Here is a 22,245-nt window from a genome sequence, read left to right on the forward strand (position 1 = left end):
CCAGCCTTTCAGGCATCACGAATTACGTATTACGTTTTGCACCCAGAGATTGTATCTTCTTGCTTTAACTACGTGAGAAATGGTCAGCAATACCTGTTAAAAAACTAGTAATTCTATGAAGCATAAGAGCACTATTTTCGTTCTTGCTCTGGGAGTTATCGCATCTGTTTTTATACTGGGATTTGGTACTGCTGAAACAGCTGGACTTGCGCAATCAACCGCCGAGCAGGCGCAGTCGACAACAGCTTCATGGACCAGCATCCTGCCCCCGCTTGTGGCCATCGGTATTGCGCTGGTATTTCGCCAGGTGTTGTTTGCCTTGTTTCTCGGCATTTGGTGTGGCGCTTTCCTGGCCGGGGATATGAGTTTTATTGGGATATTTACCAGCTTTTTTACAGCCCTGAGCCAGTATATCGTAGATGCCACTGCTGATGCCAGCCATATGAGCATCATCATTTTTACCCTGCTCATCGGTGGGATGGTTGGCGTCATCACCGATAACGGGGGCACACGCGGGGTGATTAAAGCGATTACACGTTACGTACGTACTAAGGTCCACGGGCAGCTGATTACCGCACTGATGGGTTTTATCGTTTTCTTTGACGATTATGCCAACACCATGGTGGTGGGTAATACCATGCGGCCACTCACCGACAAGCTCCGTATCTCCCGCGCCAAGCTCGCCTACCTGGTAGACGCAACCGCTGCCCCGATCGCTACGGTAGCATTGGTAAGCACCTGGATCGGGGCGATGGTCGGGTTTATCTCTGATGCCGAAGCCAAGATGCCCAACTTTAACGAGGCAGCCTACTCGGTGTTTTTTAACTCCCTTCCCTATAACTTTTACGCCTTTTTCACCATCCTGTTTGTCATCTTGATTGCGTGGTCGGGCCGCGATTTTGGGACCATGCTCAAAGCGCGCATCAACCTGTACAAAGCCAAACACGATTCCGACCTCGATCGCTATAACTTGTATAAAGAGAAGATCAGGGAGGATGAAGAGAAAAAGAAGGAATCTCACTGGATCAACGCCGCCCTCCCAATTTTTACCTTGGTATTCGGTTGTATTGGCGGGTTGGTGATTACGGGTGAAGGCAGTACGATCCAGGAGATCATCGAAACTGCAGACTCATACAAGGCCCTTCTTTGGGGCGGATTCCTTTCGATGGTTGTCGCCATCATTATGACATTGTCCGAAAAACTTCTGGACATCGAAGATACTTTGGAAGGTATGATGGACGGCATGCACACCATGTTCGACGGGCTGCTGATCCTCGTACTGGCCTGGGCACTGAGTGCCATAACGGTGGAGCTGAACACGGCCGATTTCCTGGTCTCGGTATTCGGCGACCTGCTAAACCCGTTCTGGCTGCCGGCCATCATCCTGTTCCTGTCGGCACTCACCTCCTTTGCTACCGGCTCCAGCTGGGGCACCATGGGCATCCTGATGCCGCTGGTGGTTCCGCTTGCCTGGGAGATCGGGAACAGCGGTGGGCTTGAGTTCGAGGTTGTGCACGAAATTATTTACGCCAGTGTCAGTGCGGTACTGGCCGGTTCGGTGTGGGGCGACCATTGTTCCCCGATATCGGATACCACGATTTTGAGCTCTATTGCCACACAGTGTGATCACGTAGAGCATGTGAATACACAGCTTCCTTATGCTATGATTGTTGGCAGTATCAGTATTTTAGCGATGATTGGCATGCTGGTGCTGAGCATTCCCTGGTGGATTATCTACCCGCTGGGTGTGGTCCTGATCGTGGCCATTATCTTCAAGTTTGGCAAGGTTCCGGATCCCGCTGACTATGCTCCTGAGGGCAGAGAGCCTGCCTTAACGAATTTGGATGGGTAGTTTCTAAGTGGATTGTTGTCCCTCTTTGTGCCTTCCAACGAAAGACAATGTCAGCGTAACAAACAATTAGCCTCATCACATAAGGAACGTTTATTTTTTTAGCGATGAAAAAACAAACGAAAAAAATCGCCGGCTGGGATTTATTCGCCTGACAGCACTCCACTTCGGCTAAAAGAAATCTAGATTTTCACAGCTTGTGGCTTTTCTGATTGAAGAGGTTTTCCACATCTATGTTCCTAAACAAATAATTGAGCAGGATTTCTTTCTTCACGCCTCCGCTTCGTTTGCCCGGGACGGCTCATAAATCGCTAGGCCGGGAGGGGGAGGATATATTCATGAATTAGGAAGGAATTGTTTTCAAGACCGTATCCAAATAAAATCTGGAAGTATCATTGCAAGAGATGAAAACACGAAGCATTTCTGTTTGACGAGGTACTGGCTTATACTTCAACCAGCGTCTCATATAGTTTTCAGCACCGAGGAGTTAAATGCTTCTTGATTTTTTTGTCCCTTTTGTAGCGCCTCCGACTTCCGGCGGATCAAGACAAAAGGGACACCTCCTTAAGAGAAAGAAGAATATAACTGTTGAAGAAGAGCCTCAGGATTCCTGGTCAAGAGATTTTAAACTCATACTTATTCCTTTCTTTTACTTCCGTGCTTCGGGTTTTATACCGCCGTTCCTCAAATGTTACTTCACCATTTTTACTGACCAAGAGTACCGTTGAGCAACGTGTACCATAATTCTCTGTCTTGATAAAAATGGGAGATACCGCTCGCTCCAGTTCTTTGGGAATGCCGGTATTCGGAAGTTCTGAATCGGGGGCTTCCTGGTCATTTTGTAACAGTTTAAAGAAGGCTGGTAAATTAATTTCATCCTGTTGGATGACCTGGTAGAGTTTTTGCTTGGACTGCTCCGTTTTGGGCCAGGGTGTGTCCAGCAGGTGATTGCTTAAACCATACAAGCCGGAATCTAGCGATTGAGGTGTATCAGTTTTATTGGAATAGTACATCAATTGGTTTACCGATCCGACCAATAGATTGAAGCCGTTGAATTGATCAGCTTTGGGTTGAATCTTCTGAAGGTAATGGTGTGGATCTGTTTCTTTATCAAGATAATCTAGAACAAGTTGACCACGTGAAGGGGCCTTCTCAGAATGATTTTCCATATCGCGATAGTTCGTCAGGGCAGAGAGATGGCCGCTTCTTGTAATTCCCATCCAGGTACCGCCCGCTTTGAGGTCTTTACCCGCCAGGATATCCGGCTTTTCATCCCAGAACTGCGCCTTTCGTGTTGGACGTTCGTAGAATTCATCCCGGTTGGCCACAAAAATAAGGTCATACTCGGGATGCTGTTTATATGAAAAAGCAATCAGGCACATAGGGTTTGTTTGATTTAGAGGAAATCAATGACTTTGAAGCACCAATGGTAACGATTTATCAGCTGGGATTCATCTCGCTTAAGTTACCCTCCCAGTGTTTAATAACTTGAGTTCTACTATAGAGGGCATAATTCAGATATTTCTTACTTATACTTGCAACAAGTGCAATGGCTGGATGATTTATTGCAAGAAACTTTATTTAATGTCTTATCTGTGTAAATATATACCTAGAAGGCTTTGCAAAACTGTGGTATGTAAGACTGTCATCGCGAGGCCCGTTTGTTTTGGGGCGTGGCGATCCCCCTTTGTTGTCTCAGGCAACGTTTGCGGGGGGAGATTGCCGCACTTCATTCACTTCGTTCATTCCGCAATGACACCATGGTATTTCAAAGCCTTCTACTTAATAAGTTATGCCATCGAAGTATAGCTTGTTATTTAAGCAGAAGAATATTTTAAATTTGAATTTAGTATTTAAATTTAAAATATATAGCTTCTGCAAATACTAAACCCAGGGAATGAGAAAATTATAAGGGAAGAACATTTTGAAATATCTACTCCGTTTATTTTTACTAGCCTTCATAGCAAGCCCAATAACAACCGATGTCCTGGCACAAAAATCGGATCTAAAGCTGTGGTACGATGAGCCCGCCGAGCGCTGGGAAGAAGCGCTGCCCATAGGCAATGGCCGCATTGGGGCAATGATCTACGGGAATCCTGCACACGAGGAAATCCAGCTTAATGAGGAGACAATCTATGCCGGGGGACCGAATAACAACGTAGCGCCATCCCAAAAAGAGGTAATGATACAGATTCGGGAGTTACTGTTTGAAGGCAAATATGCCGAAGCACAGAGACTGGCAAATACAAAAGCGAGTGGAACCGGTAACAACGGCATGCCGTACCAGCTGGTCGGAAGCCTGCGGCTGGATTGTCCCGGTCATGACAATTATTCCAATTACTACCGCGATCTGGATATCTCTGATGCAACCAGCTCGGTTCGGTACCAGGTGGATGGGGTAGAATATAACCGGGAGTACTTTTCATCACTTACCGATCAGGTGGCCGTCGTGCGCCTTACCGCAAGTGACCCCGGGAGCATAAACTGTGCGCTCAACTTTGAAACACCACAACTGCATGTAATTTCAACTGAAGATGATAAACTGTTTCTGCGGGGGGAAAGTACCGACTGGGAAAATATGGAAGGCAATGTCGAGTTCCAGGCCATAGCCAAACCCCGGATCACTGGAGGAAGTATTGAAACGGATGAGAAAAGACTTACTATCAACGGGGCCGACACTGCCACAATTTTTATTTCGATCGGTACCAACTTTAAAAGCTACAAGGATATCAGCGGTGATGCTGAAAAGGTGGCACGCAAGCATCTTGAAGGCATCAAAGATCGATCCTACAACCAGATGAAACGGGACCATATCAATGCTTATAAACAATACTTTGACCGCGTTTCATTGGATCTGGGTACAACAGAACAGGCCGGGAAAACAACGGACGTCCGGGTGGAAGAGTTTAAAAAAGCTGACGACCCCCAGATGGCCGAGCTCTATTTCCAGTTTGGGCGCTACCTGCTGATTTCGAGTTCGCAGCCGGGTGGACAGCCCGCAAACCTGCAGGGGATCTGGAACGACCGCCTTGATCCGCCGTGGGAGAGCAAGTACACCCTGAACATCAACGCCGAGATGAACTACTGGCCCGCCGAGGTAACCAATCTTTCTGAGCTTTCTGAACCGTTCATCCAGATGGTGAAAGAGCTGTCGGTCACCGGGCGGGAATCGGCGCAACAGATCTACGGAGCCCGTGGATGGATGGTGCATCACAACACCGATATCTGGCGTATTACGGGCGTGCTGGACCGCGCTTTTTACGGCCTGTGGCAGGGCGGCGGTGCCTGGGTGAGCAAACACCTGTGGCAGCACTACTTGTATAATGGAGACGAGGAATTCCTTGAGGAGGTCTATCCTGCGCTAAAAGGTGCATCCCAATTTTTTGTGGATGAACTTGTAAAGCATCCCGATTTCCCCTGGCTGGTGGTGGGACCCTCAAACTCCCCGGAGAACAGCTACATGGAGGAGGGGGAACTGTCGGTATCAGTCTCAACCGGAACGACAATGGACAACCAGCTCATCTCTAACCTGTTTTCCAATACCATTCGGGCGGCCAATATTTTAGGGAAAGACAAAGCCTTTGCGGATACGCTGCGTATGAAGCAAGACTCCCTCCCGCCCATGCAGGTCGGGCAGTATTCGCAGCTTCAGGAGTGGCTGCACGACTGGGATGATCCCGATGATCACCATCGCCACGTCTCCCATCTTTTCGGGCTGCATCCGGGAAGCCAAATTTCACCCTACCGGACGCCCGGGTTGTTCGAAGCCTCCCGGAATTCGCTGGTGTACCGCGGGGATGAGTCCACCGGCTGGTCGATGGGCTGGAAAGTAAATCTCTGGGCCCGCTTGCTGGATGGAAATCACGCCTACAAACTGATCACTGACCAGATCAACCCGGCGATTCTCCCAAATGGCGAGGAGAAGGGTGGAACCTATCCGAACCTGCTGGATGCCCATCCCCCGTTCCAGATCGATGGCAATTTTGGCTGCACGCGCGGTATTGCCGAGATGCTGATGCAAAGTCACGATGGGGCCATTCACCTGCTGCCGGCACTCCCGGATGCTTGGCCCGAGGGTTCGGTTAATGGACTCAAAGCGCGAGGCGGATTTGTTATAGACCTGGAATGGGATGGTGAAAAACTGAGCAAGGCCACGATCCATTCCAGGCTGGGAGGAAATGTGAGAATTCGTTCGTACTGGGAGCCGGTCTCCACCAGTTCAAATGTTGAGTTGGCATCCGCAGAAGGAGAAAATCCCAACGATTTTTACTACGTGCCAAACATTAAAGAGCCGATTATATCCAGAGATGCGGATCTGAAGGGACTTGATCTGCGTGAAGTGTATGAATATGATTTTGATACCAAGGCGGGCGAAACGTATGTGATTGAATTTTGAGACACATTGAGGTAGAAGGGATTTAAGTTAAACACAGAGAATCACAAAGAACCTCAGAGTTTCCTTAGTGTAACTTTGTGAGTTCTTTGTGTAGCTCTGTGTAATAAATTTCCTATCGATAGCTGATCATTCCCAAGACGACTTTTCCAACCTGGTAGGATAAGAACAGGTCAAATAGTATTTGTATAACCTGTAGTGTTTTCTTATATAAATATAGAATTTAAATATAAAAAATTTATCGGCGTACTTAGTTTGAGGGATTTGCCGAATTAAAATTGAATCGATAAACGGGATTTTATCTGGTTCATACTTTGGAACTCTACACTAACCTAAAAAGGAATTCTCCTTTTCTGGTTCATCATCAAAAAAACAGAATTAAACCAGTGTTGATAAAAAAATACATTATTCTTTTTTGTTTACTGTTATTTGGTAACGTAATGATTGCCCAGTCTCAGGAGCAGGTCGAGCAGTGGGCGATGTACGAAGTAGAGCTGGCCGGTCCATCAGAGGGAAATCCGTTTGTGGGCACGGCGTTATCAGCGGTTTTCACACACGCGGAAACTGGCAAAACCTATGAGCCTGAAGGCTTTTATGACGGCAATGGGGCCTACAAAATTCGGTTCATGCCCGACGAGCAGGGTCAATGGACCTACCATACAAAAAGTAATCGCGATACGCTGGCCGGTAAGAAAGGGACATTGACCTGTCTTCCTCCATCTGAGGGAAATCACGGTCCAGTGGGTGTCAGAGACCGGTATCATTTTGAATATGCCGACGGCACGAACTATTTTCCTTTTGGGACAACCATTTATGAGTGGGCCTTCCAGGACAAGAAAGATCAGACGATCGAAACGCTGAAAAATTCTCCCTTCAACAAAGTACGGATGTTGGCCGTGCCGCCTGCCGGTGGTGAATATGAAAATGGGGGCTCCGATGAGTTGGAGCACTTCCCGTTTGAAGGAAGTCCCGAGACCCACTGGAATTTTGCACGCTTTAATCCCACCTTTTTCCAACAACTGGAAGAGCAGATAATGCGACTCCAGGATATCGGGATGCAGGTTGACCTGATCCTGTTTCGTCCCTACGACTACGGCCGCTGGGGATTCGACGAGATGGATCCTGAAACGAACGCACGCTTTACCCGCTATATGGTGGCACGTTTTGCAGCTTTTAAGAATATATGGTGGAGCCTGGCCAATGAGAATAGTTTTATGGAAAGCATTACCGATGAAGAGTGGTCAAGCCTGTTCAAACTGGTCAAGGAGAAAGATCCGTACAATCATCTCCGCTCTATCCACAACGCTGACCGCTTATATGATTACAACAAGCCGTGGGTCACCCATGCTAGCCTCCAGTACTATAATGCGGTGCGGGCCCCGGGAGTCCCGGCTATGCTAAGAGATATCTACCGCAAGCCGATTGTGTTGGATGAAATCCATTATGAAGGAAATATCAGCAGCCGATGGGGACAGCTTTCGGGTGAGGAGATGACCTACCGATTTTGGACCGCTTATTCCGGAGGGGCCTATGCCACCCATGGGGAAGCTGTAAATGATGGCTGGATAGCCAATGGTGGCAAGTTAACAATGGAAAGCCCGGAGCGAATCGCTTTCTTGAAGCAGATTTTAGAAGATGGTCCTGAACAGGGACTTGAGCCGATCGACCACTGGTACTGGCGGAACCTTGCGGGCAAAGAGGGTGACTACTACCTCTATTATTTGGGGAAGCGTACACCTGATAATTGGAAATTTGAGCTGCCGGAAGATGGGCTGGAAGAAGGGGACCAGTTCAGGGTAGATGTCATCGATACATGGAATATGACCATCACTCCGACTGAAAAAGTGTATGAAGTCGAACGCAAGGATGGCTACCGTTTTGTTGATATCGACGGCAAGGAAGTAGAGTTACCTGGGAAGCCTTATATTGCGATTCGTATACAAAGAGTTGCTGAGTAACGAACTGGTTAGCTTAAAAAGAAAGTCTGTGCCTATCCATAGCGCGGGGATTAATTCCCGCGCAAGTGAATGGCATCGCTAACAGGGTTTGCAGGTATTCTTGTACCATTCTTTAAAGTAAAATCAGCGTCTTGCTACTCTTTGTATAGAATGAATAGTACAGTGACAAAAAGGAACTGTCTTTAACTAAATTTCTTAAGGAAACAGGGGAAATACGTGAAATTACCTTTTACTGACCTTGTCGTATTACTGGTCTACCTGGGAGGAATCGTACTGTTCGGTTCATGGTTCGTCCGGAAAAGCAAAAAGCCGGATGCCTTTATGGCGGCTAACCGCTCACTTTCGGGGTGGATTGTGGGACTGTCGATTATTGGTACCTATATCAGCAGCATCAGCTTTCTTGCTAATCCTGGCAAAGCCTTTATGTCCAACTGGAACCCGATGGTGTTTAGCTTCTCCCTGCCTTTGGCGGCTTGGCTGGCCACCCGTTATTTTGTTCCGTTTTACCGTAAGGGAGGAGAGATTTCTGCCTATCACCACCTTGAGTTCCGGTTCGGTCCCTGGGCGCGGCTCTATGCCGTTGTAATGTACCTGCTTACCCAGATGGCCCGCATCGGTACGATTTTGTACCTGGTTGCCCTCACCATGACCACCTTTACGGGATTCAGTATCCAAACCATCATTATTGTGACTGGTGTGCTGGTGATCATCTATACGATTTTGGGAGGGATTGAAGCTGTAATTTGGACGGATGCCATACAAACGGTGGTCCTTGTGGTGGGAGCGATCATCTCAATCGGTATTCTGCTTGTTGATATTCCGGGTGGCTTTGGCAGGATTATGGACATCGCCTCTGCGAATGCCAAGTTCAGCCTTGGCAGTTTCGGGAGCAGCCTGGCAGAGCCCACATTTTGGGTTGTCTTGGTTTATGGGGTGACAATCAACCTGCAAAACTTCGGGATTGACCAGGGATATATTCAACGCTATATCGCAGCCCGCTCCGACAAAGATGCACGGCTGAGTGTCTGGATGGGAGCTCTTTCGTACATTCCTATATCTGCAATGTTCTTCTTTATCGGGACGGCACTCTTTGCGTTTTACAGTATTCAGCCAGATCTACTGCCTGCATCCATCGAAGGTGATTCAGTTTTTCCCTATTTTATTGTCAATGAGCTGCCGGTGGGGTTGACCGGCCTCATCATTGCCGCTTTATTTGCGGCCGCTATGAGTACCATCGACTCCAGTCTCAATAGTTCTGCGACGATTATCCTGCAGGATATCTATAAGCGCTATGTTCGTCCCGGTGCCGGAGACAAAGAATCGATGCGAGTGCTTTACGGGGCTACGTTGCTATGGGGTGTCATCGGCACCGGCATGGCCCTGGCGATGATCGGGGCGGAAAGTGCGCTGGATACCTGGTGGGAATATGCCAGTATATTTAGCGGAGGAATGTTGGGACTATTTCTGCTTGGCCTGATCTCACGAGCTGAAAATCCAGCGGCCGTTACCGGTGTTAGCTGTGGCGTCCTGATTATCCTTTGGATGAGCGTTTCGTCGGGCTGGGGAACATTCAGTAGCCCGTTTCATAATTTCCTGGCCATTGTGTTTGGAACATTGGCAATATTACTGGTAGGAATCATCGTCAGTAGAATTAGAAAGAAATTACAGTTAGAAGAGGAAGTAGTATGAAAGATTATCCAACAAAAGGAATTGTGCCGCCAATGGTAACACCGCTCTTGGATCAGGACACCCTGGATGTGGGTGGGTTGGAAAAGCTGGTTGACCATTTGGTTACAGGTGGGGTGCACGGGCTCTTTATTATGGGTACCACCGGCGAAGGTCCGAGTTTGAGTTATAGATTGCGGGAAGAGCTGATTCAGCGTACCTGCAGTTTGGCAAAAAACCGTGTTCCTGTGCTGGTTGGTATTACAGATACCTCGATGGTTGAAGCCCTGCGTATTGCAAAAACCGCAGAGAAGGAAGGCGCAGCAGCCTTGGTATTGGCCCCGCCATTTTATTTCAATATTACTGATCAGGAACTGCGGGAATACATGGATGAGGTGCTGGAGCAGATTCAGTTACCGCTGTTCCTGTATAACATGCCTCCGCTTACAAAAAAATCTATTCCACTCCCGATGATAAATGAGCTTGCTCACCGTCCAGAAGTAGTTGGTGTAAAAGATAGCTCAGGCGACCTCTTTTACTTCCACAAACTAAACAGGCTGGGCAACAGGCAGCAGTATTCCCTTTTAGTAGGTCCCGAAGAGTTACTCATGGAAACCCTGTTGTTGGGAGCAGACGGCGGTGTGCCGGGCGGGGCAAATATATTTCCCCAATTGTATGTAGACCTTTTTGAAACTATTGGGGAGGGAAATATAGATCGGGGCAGGAAGCTGCATAACCGGATTGTTGAACTTTGTTCTGTAGTATACGACGGTACGGAACAGAGTTCAGGTAACATTATTTCGGGAATAAAACAGGCACTCAGTTATAGAAATATCTGCAGTAGTGCTGTCGCCCATCCACTCCAAAAAGTTTCAAAAAAGAAAGCCAATCGCATTAAGTCATTTATCGAAGAGTACACCGACTGATGCTAAAAATCCTATCTGATTAGACCATTTAACCTGTAGAAGGGGATCAGATGGTTTGTTATTTAAAAATTAATTTTATATATAAAAGAAGAAGTTAATTAACCGGTAAAGGGATTTAAGTCAATTCCATATAGGGAAAAGGGATTAAAAAGTTGTTAGAGGCCCTTCACATTTTTGTATACCCGGTAAGGTGAGAAATCATGCTGCATGGAACCACTTGCAGTTCCAAAATAGTTTGTTGTGATGTCGTATACAGAAAAATCCGATAGCGAATTACTTTTACATTTAACGAAAGAGGACCAGGAAGCCTTGGAGGCCCTGTTTGAGAGATACTACTACAGGCTGTGTGACTTCGCTTTCCAATATGTGAGGAATTTTGACCTCTGTGAAGAAGTGGTTTCGGATGTATTTTTGAAGATCTGGAAACGAAGAAAAAAAATGTACCGGGTTCAGAGCTTTAAATCCTATCTCTATACGGCAACACGTAACCAGGCATTGAACTATGTGGACAAGAAAGATGCTGAGACGACCTTTATGGACGACATTCAGACCGAGGTCAGATCCAAAAAATACCACCCGGATGAGGAACTCATATTCAAAGAGTTCGAAAATCGTATGGAGGCGTTGATCAACACCTTGCCACCCCGCCGTAAAGTTATATTCAAGCTCAGCCGCCTTGAGGGGTTTACCTACAAAGAGATCGCCGAAATCCTTTCTATTTCAGTGCGTACCGTGCAGAACCAAATGGTGGAGGCGGTTAAGCAGCTCGGATCCTACGCCACGGCGAACAAATGATTGGAAACTAAATTTTTCCCTTCTGAAGGCTTATCCTACGGTCTTTTACACTTTTTACTAGTTTAAGTACACTGTACTACATTCACCTAATATCCCCACAGTCCGCCCTTTCTTGGGTAATCCTAACAATTCAACCCACCATCTCATCTCTCATTATTTTTCAACTTCCAACTTATAGCTTCCAATTTCTAATTTTTACATCGTTTTACATTTTAGAGTAGTAGGTCCCCCACCCGGTTTACTGTCTATGGGATGTTAAGTCTTAAAGGAAATCCATTTTTAATGACACAGTACGAAGACAGAGTTTGGGTATTGATAACCCGGGTGCTTTCTGGAGAAGCCACACGGGAAGAGAAAGAGGATTTTGACAGGTGGCTTAGTGAGGATCCCGACCATCAGTCATTTTACGAAGAAGTAAAGAAGGATTGGGAGCAAGAGCCCGAGAATATTGAAGAGGTGGGAAGTACTCCATACCTGTTCGATTATGAAAGTGGTCTTTCTCGGCTGGAAATAAAGTTGGAAAAGGAGAAGGATAGGGGTTTCAATGTGCCGGCTACTGTAAAGAGTCGTAGGAGTGCGGCCTGGAAAATTGCTGCTTCCGTTCTTCTGGTTATCACTGCACTTTCGGCTTATGTGACTTCAAAACATTGGAATCCCCCGGTTACCACCTATGCCACCACCCAGATTGAGCAGCGTATTATCACTTTACCCGATGGTTCCGAAGTGAGGCTCAACAAGGGTTCCGAAATTTCATTTACAGAAGGCCTTTCCGGCAGTGTAAGGGCGGTGAATCTAGAGGGAGAGGCCTTCTTCGATGTAAAGAGAAATCCCCAGCGCCCATTTGTAATTCATGTGGATGACGCTGAGGTGCGGGTCTTGGGCACCTCTTTTAATGTGAAGGAACTTGATGGTGAAAAGGACCGGCAAATATTAGTGGCGGTAAAAGAGGGAACAGTCTCTCTGGCCAGGCAAAATTCAGAAAAGAAAAATGATGCAGCCCGAATTACTGCCGGTCACCTGGGAATGCTTGCCAGCAATGGGAATAAAGTGGAGGTGGAAGAGGCGAACATTGAGAACTACCTGGGCTGGATAAAAGGTTACCTGGAATTTGACGGTATGCCGTTCGATAGGGTGGTGCGACAACTCGAGAGGATTTATGGAATTGATTGTGAATTGAGCTCACCTGGTTTGGCTGAATTGAGGCTAACAGTACGCACTGAACGCCTTCAGAAAGAGGAGGTGCTGCAAAGCATTGCTACGGCACTGAATCTAGCCTACCGGGAGAGCGAAGGAAAAATAATTTGGAGTAAAAAATAATAAGCCTTGAGGTTCAAAATGCCAGCAATAGTTGAAGATGGAAACGACGGAATGGGGAAGCCGAACATTTCCCGGCTATTCATTACCAGTACGATTAAGAGAGAGAAAATAAGAACAGCAAATATTAATAAACACGGTGTGAGGATGGATGAAACAATGACAAATATTGTTACGAGGTCAGTCTATATCATATGCATCTGCTTGCTTATAAATGCTACAGGCTGGGCTCAGTCAACAAGCAAGGATACAAAGCGAACCTTATCGTATAATCAAAATGCAGAGGTTCTGTCCAGTTCCAATCCCTCGATAACGGTTGACTTTGACGAGGTAAACCTGGATGAGGCTCTAAAAAAAATAGGGGAAAAAGCCCGGGCAGGGATCTATTTCAATACAGACCTCTTGCCTGATAAAAAGGTTACCCTGCAACTAAATCAGGTGCCTTTGGGGCAGGCACTCCGCGAAGTTATAGCCGGAACGAAGCTTGAAGTTTACACTACTGGGCGGAATATATTCCTCAGGGAAAAGAAAGTGGAATCGACTCCAGAGCCTGTTGAAAAAGAAACTGTTATTGAGACAGTTACCGGTCAAGTAGTTGATGCTCAAACGCAGGATCCGCTTCCCGGGGTAAACGTTCTGATTAAAGGCACTAGTCAGGGTACAGCCACCAACCCCAACGGGACCTTTGAACTTTCGGTCTCTTCGCTGCAGGACACATTGGTGTTTTCATTTATCGGTTACCAGACCAAAGAGGTGCCGTTGAATGGCCGTACCAGCGTTGATATAATCCTAAGCGCTCAATCTATCAAGGGTGAAGAGCTCGTGGTGGTAGGTTACGGAGAGCAGCGACGGGCAAATCTTACTGGCTCGGTTTCTAGCATGGAGGTTCAGGAAGTTGAAGAGATACCCGCAGCAAATATGTCAACCCTTCTGGAGGGTCGCTTGCCGGGGGTGGGCATAAGCCAAACCTCGGGAAAGCCTGGGGCACCAACTTCGCTGAGTATCAGGGCGGAAGGGTCTTTAAATAATGAACCGGTGATATTTGTAATTGACGGTTTTATACAGGATAAACAATCCTTTGATGCACTTGATCCAAGTGAAATTGATGACCTTTCAATTCTTAAGGGGCCCTCAGCAGCTATTTACGGAGCGCGTGCTGCCGGTGGTGTCGTATTAGTTGAAACCAAAAGAGGAGCTCAGGGCGATGTCAGTCTTAGTTATTCTGGCTCTGCCGGCTTTGCCAATGCCACCAAGGTTTCTGATATGTTGAGTGCTACCCAGCATGCACAACTGAGAAATGACATGCTGAGGACCCAATTCCCGGATAATTACCAGACGCAACCCGGCTATTTTACCCAGGATGAATTGGATTATTTCCAGCAGCATAATTACAACTGGCTGGATTCCTGGTGGAAGACATCCCCCACCTTGCGTCATGCCCTGAATGTAAGTGGAGGTACCGATCGGGTTCGTTATTTTGCTGGTGGTTCCTACTATAACGAAAAAGGAAATCTGCCGGGCACGAAGTATAAAAAATATACCCTGCGTCTTGGGCTCGATGCCGACATTACGGACGCTCTTACAGCTTCGTTGTCGTTGAGTTACAACGACGGGCTCGACCGGCGGCCTTACGACTACAATGATCGCAACCAAGCTCCTTTTGAGAGCACGTTTACAAACCTGTTGCAAACGCCCAGGTGGATTCCACCCTACATCGGAGGAAATCCCGTCGGGCAGTATCAGCAGGCGTTGGGTAACCCTATAGCTATTGTGCAAACCGGTAATAATTACCGGACAACTGATAGTTATGGGTTTACGCTGAATAGCGCGCTGGAATACACATTTCCTTCCGTCGATGGGCTTGAAGCACGCGTCACTTATAGTCGGAACCAAAACCAGGGAGCCGGTATGCAATACTCGCAGGATTACCGCCTGTACAATTTTGAGACGACCGGCGGAAATAATCATATCCTGACGAACCAGGTGGCCGGTAGCTACATGGTAGACAACGACGAGAAAATTGAGATGTCCGATACCTACTCTCAGAATTACCAATTGAATGCCGAGCTCTCGTATCAAAACTCATTCGGAAAGCATTCTATTAGTGGAATGGCTGGCGTTGAGCAGGCAGAAAACTATTCCTTCAACAGGAATATGCAGCGTGAAAATCAACTGTTTCCCGGCGTGGTTGAGCAATCGGCCTATAGCCAGGAATTTGACCGAACCTATAGTTTCTCCGGCAATGGATCCAGGTTGTCATTCATTAGTCGTTTAAACTACAATTATGACGAGCGGTACCTGTTGGATGCTACGTTCCGATATGACGGTTCTATCAACTTTTCTCCTGAAGAACGCTGGGGACTCTTTCCTTCGGTAGGGCTTGGGTGGAGGATCTCCAATGAATCGTTTTTCAATGTTTCATTTATAGAAGATCTCAAGATTCGCGCAACAGCCGCACGGTTGGGTAATGATGCCATCAGCCGTCGGCAGTACGAACTGGTCTACGGCCTGGCTGATCCGGTCTATCTCGGTGGTTCGGACGTTGTCACCAGCGTACGTGCCGATAACAGCGGTATTACCCTGGAGGGTGCCACATGGGAAAAATCAAACTCCTATAACGGTGGAGTTGATGTAACATTCTCTAACAACATCAGCCTTTCTGTCGATGGGTTTTATCGCTATACCTATGATATTCTTACTACGCGCGAGTCTGCTATCCCGACTTCCGTAGGGATTAGTGAATTACCAGACGAAAACTTCGGCCGGGTCGCTTCCTGGGGATACGAAGTATCAGTAGGGTATACCGGCAATGTTGGTAACGAATTTGCCTATAACGTTGATGTTAACACGGGCTTTTCACGAAATAAAGTTCTGGAAGTCTACCAGAATCCGGAGGTAATAGGTACCTGGAGAGATCGCATCGGTACTACCGAACGAGAGCCGGGCTACATATCGACAGGTATTATCCGGACCCAGGAACAGGTGGATGAGATACTTGCCGACAATCCCGATTACACCATCTTCGGTCAAACGCCTGAGCCCGGTATGCTCAACTACAAGGACGTTGGAGGCCCGGACTTTTCTGGCCCGGATGGAAAGATTGATGGTTGGGATGAGCGATATATTGACCGGGAACCCCGAATGCTCGATTTCAACGGGCTGGACATGAATCTTGGGGCTTCTTGGAAAGGGTTGCGGGTCAATGCGAGCTTTCAGTTGAGTGGTATTGGTCAGTATGTTTTCTACGATAAAGCAGCCACTGAGACCAACGAAGACGGTTTGAACGTTCCGGCATTCTGGACCGATTACTGGACCCCTGAAAACAGGGATGCCGTTTACCCACGTCCCTATCGTTACGGAGGTATGGGACAGCAGTCCACGTTCTGGAGAAGAGATGGATTGACGCTGGAACTTAACATGGCTTCAGCCTCCTACTCGTTGCCGACAAACATTACCTCTCGCCTTGGTCTTTCACAAATGAGGGTCTATTTCTCAGGCCGAAATTTGCTGACGCTCATCAATCCATATGGGTACAAAGATCCGGAAGTGAATTCATTTAACAGCTACCCGGTGATGAGAACATTCAACTTCGGCTTGAATTTAGAAATTTAATATAAAAGGGATCTATTTTGATTATGAATAAACAAATAATATATGCAGTGGCACTGTGTTTGGTGACAGGCATCGTGGGCTGTACTGATATTTTGGATAAGAACGAACCCGGAAATATTAATCCCGAAGACATATGGAGCAATGAGGAGTCTGCCAATCTCTATATCAACTCCTTGTATGGTATACGACCGGATGGTGGTTTTGGCAACAACGCTGGAAACTCCGATGAATCTGACGGGAACAGTGCGTTCATTTACGGTGAATTGACTGCAGACGATGTTGGAACCTATAGCCAGAGTTACTATGCTGGCATACGTGATATTAATATCGCCATCAAAGAAGCAAAGCGCGGTGATATGCAACCGGAGGCAAGGGAACGCGTGCTTGGTCAGGCCCATTTTCTGCGGGCCTGGGAATATTGGGGCTTACTTAAGCGATACGGTGGTGTGCCCCACATAAAGAAGCCGGTTAATCCTTTTTCTGATGAACTCAGCTTTCCCCGCGAGGCCACCTCTCAGGTAATAAATGAGATTGTTGCCGATCTCGATACCGCACGCTCCTACCTTCCGGCGTCATGGCCCGAGAATGAGCTTGGTCGTGTCACCCGGGGTGCCGCTGCAGCTCTGAAAGGTCGGATCCTGTTGTATTGGGCAAGTCCGCAGTTTAATCCGGACGGCGACCAGCAACGATGGCAGCGTGCCTATACCGCCAATAAAGAGGCCAAGCAGTTGCTGGATCAGGACGGGTATGGTCTGTACCCAAATTTCGGGCGTATCTTCCTGGATGAAGGTAACCAGTCCTACATTTTTGGGGAACTCTTCAGCAATACAACGGGAGAACAAATTGTTCACGGTTGGGAGTCGAGCCTTCGTCCACCCGCCGTTAACGGCAGTGGTTCCGTGACCCCAACCTGGGAGCTGGTAAAAGCATTTCCTACAGCAAACGGGCTATCCATTGACGACCCCGCTGCTACCTATGATTCGACCAAGTTTTACAAAAACCGGGATCCCCGCTTTTACCAGACAATTGCATTTAACGCCATGAACTGGACCTTTTCTGATTATGCTGATGATCGCCGCCAGTACCAGTATTATGTAGACGGGTCAACAGTTGAACCTTCTGGCGGGACCGACACCGGCTTCTATACCCGAAAGGCCTCCAACCCGGATATCCCGACCTCACAAATCGGAAATACGGGTACGGACTGGATTGAGATGCGCTATGCAGAAGTACTGCTTAATCTCGCGGAAGCTGCCAACGCTACCGAGCGCCGCCAGGAAGCCTACAACCAGATCACAGCCATCCGTCAACGGGCAGGCATCAATCCCGGCTTTGACGGTTTGTACGGTCTGGAGGCCAATATGAACCGGGAGCAGATGGTTGATGCCATCATGCGTGAACGTCAGATTGAGTTTGCCTTTGAAAATAAGCGGTACTGGGATCTGCGGCGTCGAAACCTATTCAAAGAAAAACTGAACGGGACACGGCGTCACGGACTTCGGATTAATTTCACCGGTAGCGACCATGACCAGTTCATCTCTGCCCGGGACACCATGAGCCTGGACTATATGTATGACAATTATTTTGAAGGTGAAATGGTTAGCGTGGATCAGGAGCAGGCGATTAATTATCCCCAGCCTAAGTATAACTTCTTTGCCATTCCGACGAGTGTGTTACAGCGAAGTCCGGAGGTTGAGCAGACCATGGGATGGCAAAATGGAACGTTTGATCCGCTTCAATAGAAATCTTCTTTGAATACACCCGATTCACTGAAGGTGTTATCCAAATTTTTAATTACTAACAGGGTTAATTATGAAATTTAAGTTATCTGGAATATTCGTTTTGATAACCATCGTATTATTGTGGAGTTCCTGCCAGGATGCCACAGCGCCCGATATGAATCCATCCATTGCCTCTCCAAGCAATGTAGAAATGTCTATTTCGGGGAGCACGGTCAAAACCAGCTGGGAATTCTCGGCTGAAAAACCGATCGATTATTTAATTGCGGAGTTGGCTACTGATGACGACTTCCAAAACATCATCGAGCGCGATACCCTGCAACCGGATGTTAAGGAGGTTTCCTTTGAGGAGGCCGCCGTGAGCCTGCAGTACTATTTTCGGATACGGGCGGTAACCCCAAACAGGGCTACCAGCTCGCAGTATGCTACGCAAAAGCTCGAGCTGCCCAACGTAATGCAGCCGGTACGCGATTCGGACATCGGCGGCTCCTCAGCAGTCGTAAATTGGGAACAACCGGAAGAAGGGGAGGTGACCCGGATTGAACTTACGTCTGAGACCGGTTCCAGTTCAACTGTGGAACTCACTCAGGAAGAGATCAACAACCGGTCAATCACCCTTGAGAACCTGATGGAGGGCACTGAGTATACCGCCGTAATGTATGCCGGTGACCTGAGGGTTGGCCTCGTAACTTTTACGACTGTCGACACAAGTGCCATCATCACGATCAACGACCAGGAGGAGTTATATAAATCACTGCACCGAGCTGTTGACAATGCTGTGGCCGGTGACACTATTCACGTTAAAGGTGAACATGACTTTACTGAGGGCGGTGCCGTACGCGTTGATAAACCACTGATAATCGAAGGGGTTGAGGATCCCGGTAACCCGTCTATCATTACCTTTGTGGGCTTTGAGCTGACGGGCGAAGTATCCGAGTTATCCGTTTCTGGATTGGAGATGCGGGGAGCCGGTAGTTACACCTTTAGCCTTGACGCAGGAAGCCATGTTATTGTGAAGGATAGCGAGGTCTCTGGTTTTACCGCAGGGTTGTACAAAGCCGGCACGGGTAACTACGCGTTTACGATGGGTAACAGCCTGATACACGATTTCGGAAACTCAGAAAATGCCGATAAAGGTTTGTTTGAGCTCACTGGTGGAGAGCCTGTCCACTTCGAGATCACCAATTCAACATTCTGGAATCTTACCGGTAAGTTCATCTACGCCAGCACTGAAGTGGTATATCAGGATTATGAGAACAACTACCCGATCATAGATCAGTGTACAATCAACAATGTCTCCGAAAATGAGTTCACACATATTCGCTCAGGTAATACATTCAAATTACGGATGTGGCACAGTATCCTGACAAATAAAAAGTCTGATGTGAAAAACATCATGTGGGTTGAGGCATTTGCTAATCACAACAATGTCTACGGTTCTAACTCTGATAGGTTCTTTGAGTACTGGTGGGGCTGGAAAAATCAAGGACGAGAGTATTCCATAAATGAGATGAACCAGGATCCGATGTATGCCGATCCCGCCAACGGTGACTTTACGGTGGGTAACCAAACGCTGATAGATTCCACATTTGGCGATCCGCGCTGGTTACCTTCGGAATAAGGCAAAATCCTGCGTTTAAGAAACGATTACATCCGATTCCAGTCTCCCGGAATTACTTCCGGGGGCTGGATTCCTAAATACCAGAGATATTTTCAATAAAGTTTAAAACCCTAATCATGAAAAAGTTTGCCGGATTTCTATTTGTATTGATAACTCTGTTCGTGTTTGTGCACACTTCTGCCGCACAGATTGCCGATGTTCCCATCCCCGAGCGACAAGCGGAACGAATGACAGAAGTGATGAGCAAGCGGCTTGATTTGTCTGAACAGCAAACGCAACAAGTGCTGGATCTCAATCTTAAACTGGCACAAAAGGAGACGGGTTTGCTGGATAATGAAGAACTCGATTTTTTCGAAAGACTCGAAAAACTAAAAGGTATAAGCACCACGAGAGAAGATAAGCTGCAAGATATATTGAACGACCAGCAATATGAAAAATACCACTCGCTGAATCACAGAACGAGAAAATAAGAAGTTCAGCAGCAATTACTCATACAGATCACACTAGAAAATGGAATTGATTAATAGCATTTTCGGAATGGATAAGAAATTTACTAATTACGGTTTTCTTGCTTCTCTCTTTGTATTGTTTGCGTTGTTCAGTATGCCTGTCACTTCATTGGCTCAGTATCCCGATGTGCCCAGCGATGTGAGGAAAGAAGCGGAGCAGGCAAAGCAAGCAGCATGGGAAAGCGTCAATGCCAAGTGGGAAGCGGCCCACGAATTACGTGACAGCCTTGAGGCGAATGGTAAACCTTTTATCCCCTGGGCTTCTGACCCCAACGATCTACCCCAGGCAAAAATCCCGGCATTTCCCGGGGCGGAAGGAGGAGGAGCCCACTCCTTTGGAGGCCGTGGCGGTGATGTCTACGTTGTTACAAGCCTTGAGGACAGCGGTCCTGGCACATTCCGTGAGGCCCTGGAGTCGGTGGGACCCCGCATCGTTGTGTTCAACGTGTCGGGCATCATACGATTGGAGAAGCCTTTAATCATTAAAGCCCCTTACATTACTATTGCGGGCCAAACAGCACCTGGTGATGGCGTGGTGGTAGCCGGCGAAACAGTATGGATAAACACCCACGATGTGGTAATTCGCCATATGCGGTTCCGGCGCGGAGAAACGAATGTGGGGCGGCGAGATGACTCTATTGGTGGTAATCCTATCGGAAATATTATGATCGACCACGTCTCTGCGAGCTGGGGGCTGGATGAAAACATGTCGATGTACCGTCATAACTACATGGCCGGTGCCGATTATGACGAAGTGAAGCTGCCGACAGTCAATATCACCATCCAGAATAGTATTTTTTCGGAAGGACTGGACACGTATAACCATGCCTTTGGAAGTACCCTGGGTGGAGAGAATTGTACCTTTGTGCGTAATTTATGGGCCTCCAACACAGGGCGAAATCCCTCTGTGGGATGGAATGGATTATTTAATTTTGTGAACAATGTGGTGTTCAACTGGAGGCACCGATCCACTGATGGTGGCGATTATCGTGCCACCTTCAATATCATTAATAACTACTATAAACCAGGTCCCATTACGCCGCCGGATGAACCCGTGGGACACCGAATTCTCAAGCCCGAAGCAGGCCGAAGCGATCTCGATTTTATGGTATTTGGCCGCGCTTATGTCAGTGGAAATGTGATGGAAGGATATCCAGGGGTTACTGCCGATAACTGGGACGGTGGCGTACAAATTGAGGGCAAAGACGGGGAGTTGCTGACGTACTGGGAGTCGACGGCTTATTTCCCGAATATGAAAATGAAAAGCCCGTTTCCCATGCAATCACCCATCGATATTATGCCCGCCCGCAAGGCGTATGAGTATGTATTGAAAAATGCTGGGGCCACGCTTCCCAAGAGAGACCCGGTAGACCACCGAATAGTCCGTCAAGTACGTACTGGCAAGATAGAGTATGTCGAGGGGCTCGATCCGGACCAGTTCTACCAGTTTGAGCACCGTCGCCTTGGACCAGAATCCTACAAAAAAGGAATTATCACCAATATAAAACAGGTGGGCGGTTACCCGGAATATGAAGGTATGCGGTACAAAGATGAGGACATGGACGGCATGCCCAACGCCTGGGAAAACAAGCATGGCCTGAATCCCAAAGACCCTTCCGATGCCAACGGCGATATGAATGAGGATGGATACACGAATATTGAGATGTACATTAATGGCATAAACCCGGAGACCGAAATTGACTGGACCAAGCCTTCCAATAATTATGATACACTGGCCGGTGAGGAAACGAAAGGTGGTCTGTTGAAAAGATAATTATCCCCGGGCAACCGGAGCCTTTGAACCCTTGGCATCCGGTTGCCCTCCCTTCCCAAATGGAAGAGTAATAACCCCATAACTTTTTAA

The 22,245-nt window shown here is 47.6% G+C and carries 13 protein-coding genes; 12 read left to right on the forward strand and 1 reads right to left on the reverse strand.

Annotated elements, in window-relative coordinates; translation table 11 throughout:
• The first annotated feature begins 115 nt into the window (after positions 1-115).
• Positions 116-1,852: a Na+/H+ antiporter NhaC family protein gene (locus tag NC796_RS12320; RefSeq protein WP_310684764.1), complete on the forward strand. Its 1,737-nt coding sequence runs from the start codon at positions 116-118 to the stop codon at positions 1,850-1,852.
• Between the two features lie 611 nt (positions 1,853-2,463).
• On the opposite strand, the gene NC796_RS12325 is transcribed toward NC796_RS12320, so the two are convergent.
• Entirely contained in the window at positions 2,464-3,231 is a 768-nt protein-coding gene (locus tag NC796_RS12325; RefSeq protein ID WP_310684765.1) for an NRDE family protein, read from the reverse strand.
• 578 nt (positions 3,232-3,809) lie between these two features.
• Here NC796_RS12325 and NC796_RS12330 point away from each other — a divergent pair.
• The 11 genes from NC796_RS12330 (at position 3,810) to NC796_RS12380 (ending at position 22,155) form a co-directional block, all read left to right on the forward strand.
• The gene (locus NC796_RS12330; protein ID WP_409070374.1) at positions 3,810-6,245 is read left to right on the forward strand and encodes a glycosyl hydrolase family 95 catalytic domain-containing protein; all 2,436 of its coding nucleotides are present in this window, start codon (positions 3,810-3,812) and stop codon (positions 6,243-6,245) included.
• A 437-nt stretch (positions 6,246-6,682) separates the two neighbouring features.
• Positions 6,683-8,200: a DUF5060 domain-containing protein gene (locus tag NC796_RS12335; protein WP_310684769.1), complete on the forward strand. Its 1,518-nt coding sequence runs from the start codon at positions 6,683-6,685 to the stop codon at positions 8,198-8,200.
• A 216-nt stretch (positions 8,201-8,416) separates the two neighbouring features.
• Positions 8,417-9,889 carry a sodium:solute symporter gene (locus NC796_RS12340; protein WP_310684771.1) on the forward strand — a complete coding sequence of 491 codons (1,473 nt, stop codon included), beginning with the start codon at positions 8,417-8,419 and terminating at the stop codon, positions 9,887-9,889.
• Positions 9,886-10,791, forward strand: a complete 906-nt coding sequence (locus NC796_RS12345) for a dihydrodipicolinate synthase family protein (RefSeq protein ID WP_310684772.1) — start codon at positions 9,886-9,888, stop codon at positions 10,789-10,791. The genes NC796_RS12340 and NC796_RS12345 overlap by 4 nt, the downstream gene beginning before the upstream one ends.
• Positions 10,792-11,034: 243 nt before the next feature.
• Positions 11,035-11,586, forward strand: coding sequence for an RNA polymerase sigma-70 factor (locus NC796_RS12350; protein ID WP_310684773.1), 552 nt, complete (start codon positions 11,035-11,037; stop codon positions 11,584-11,586).
• A gap of 282 nt (positions 11,587-11,868) precedes the next feature.
• Positions 11,869-12,903 (forward strand): FecR domain-containing protein, encoded by a 1,035-nt coding sequence (locus tag NC796_RS12355; RefSeq protein WP_310684774.1) that lies wholly within the window; start codon positions 11,869-11,871, stop codon positions 12,901-12,903.
• 18 nt (positions 12,904-12,921) lie between these two features.
• On the forward strand, positions 12,922-16,512 hold the full coding sequence (locus tag NC796_RS12360; RefSeq protein ID WP_310684776.1) for a SusC/RagA family TonB-linked outer membrane protein: 3,591 nt from the start codon (positions 12,922-12,924) through the stop codon (positions 16,510-16,512).
• A 23-nt stretch (positions 16,513-16,535) separates the two neighbouring features.
• Entirely contained in the window at positions 16,536-18,254 is a 1,719-nt protein-coding gene (locus NC796_RS12365) for a RagB/SusD family nutrient uptake outer membrane protein (protein ID WP_310684777.1), read from the forward strand.
• Positions 18,255-18,324: 70 nt separating this feature from the next.
• Positions 18,325-19,872: a DUF5123 domain-containing protein gene (locus tag NC796_RS12370; protein ID WP_310684779.1), complete on the forward strand. Its 1,548-nt coding sequence runs from the start codon at positions 18,325-18,327 to the stop codon at positions 19,870-19,872.
• A gap of 116 nt (positions 19,873-19,988) precedes the next feature.
• Complete coding sequence (locus NC796_RS12375; RefSeq protein ID WP_310684781.1) at positions 19,989-20,342, forward strand: DUF4890 domain-containing protein; 354 nt, start codon at positions 19,989-19,991, stop codon at positions 20,340-20,342.
• A 67-nt stretch (positions 20,343-20,409) separates the two neighbouring features.
• Complete coding sequence (locus NC796_RS12380; protein ID WP_310684783.1) at positions 20,410-22,155, forward strand: hypothetical protein; 1,746 nt, start codon at positions 20,410-20,412, stop codon at positions 22,153-22,155.
• Positions 22,156-22,245: the final 90 nt, after the last annotated feature.

The organism is Aliifodinibius sp. S!AR15-10 (assembly GCF_031569985.1).
Taxonomy (GTDB): domain Bacteria; phylum Bacteroidota; class Rhodothermia; order Balneolales; family Balneolaceae; genus JAMQKA01.

What these genes read in the sequence shown, in the direction of transcription:
- NC796_RS12345 (WP_310684772.1), top strand. Translation starts at nt 9,886, where the DNA reads ATGAAAGATTATCCAACAAAAGGAATTGTGCCGCCAATGGTAACACCG.
- NC796_RS12350 (WP_310684773.1), top strand. Translation starts at nt 11,035, where the DNA reads ATGTCGTATACAGAAAAATCCGATAGCGAATTACTTTTACATTTAACG.
- NC796_RS12355 (WP_310684774.1), top strand. Translation starts at nt 11,869, where the DNA reads ATGACACAGTACGAAGACAGAGTTTGGGTATTGATAACCCGGGTGCTT.
- NC796_RS12365 (WP_310684777.1), top strand. Translation starts at nt 16,536, where the DNA reads ATGAATAAACAAATAATATATGCAGTGGCACTGTGTTTGGTGACAGGC.
- NC796_RS12360 (WP_310684776.1), top strand. Translation starts at nt 12,922, where the DNA reads ATGCCAGCAATAGTTGAAGATGGAAACGACGGAATGGGGAAGCCGAAC.
- NC796_RS12335 (WP_310684769.1), top strand. Translation starts at nt 6,683, where the DNA reads ATGATTGCCCAGTCTCAGGAGCAGGTCGAGCAGTGGGCGATGTACGAA.
- NC796_RS12320 (WP_310684764.1), top strand. Translation starts at nt 116, where the DNA reads ATGAAGCATAAGAGCACTATTTTCGTTCTTGCTCTGGGAGTTATCGCA.
- NC796_RS12375 (WP_310684781.1), top strand. Translation starts at nt 19,989, where the DNA reads ATGAAAAAGTTTGCCGGATTTCTATTTGTATTGATAACTCTGTTCGTG.
- NC796_RS12370 (WP_310684779.1), top strand. Translation starts at nt 18,325, where the DNA reads ATGAAATTTAAGTTATCTGGAATATTCGTTTTGATAACCATCGTATTA.
- NC796_RS12380 (WP_310684783.1), top strand. Translation starts at nt 20,410, where the DNA reads ATGGATAAGAAATTTACTAATTACGGTTTTCTTGCTTCTCTCTTTGTA.
- NC796_RS12325 (WP_310684765.1), bottom strand. Translation starts at nt 3,231, where the DNA reads ATGTGCCTGATTGCTTTTTCATATAAACAGCATCCCGAGTATGACCTT.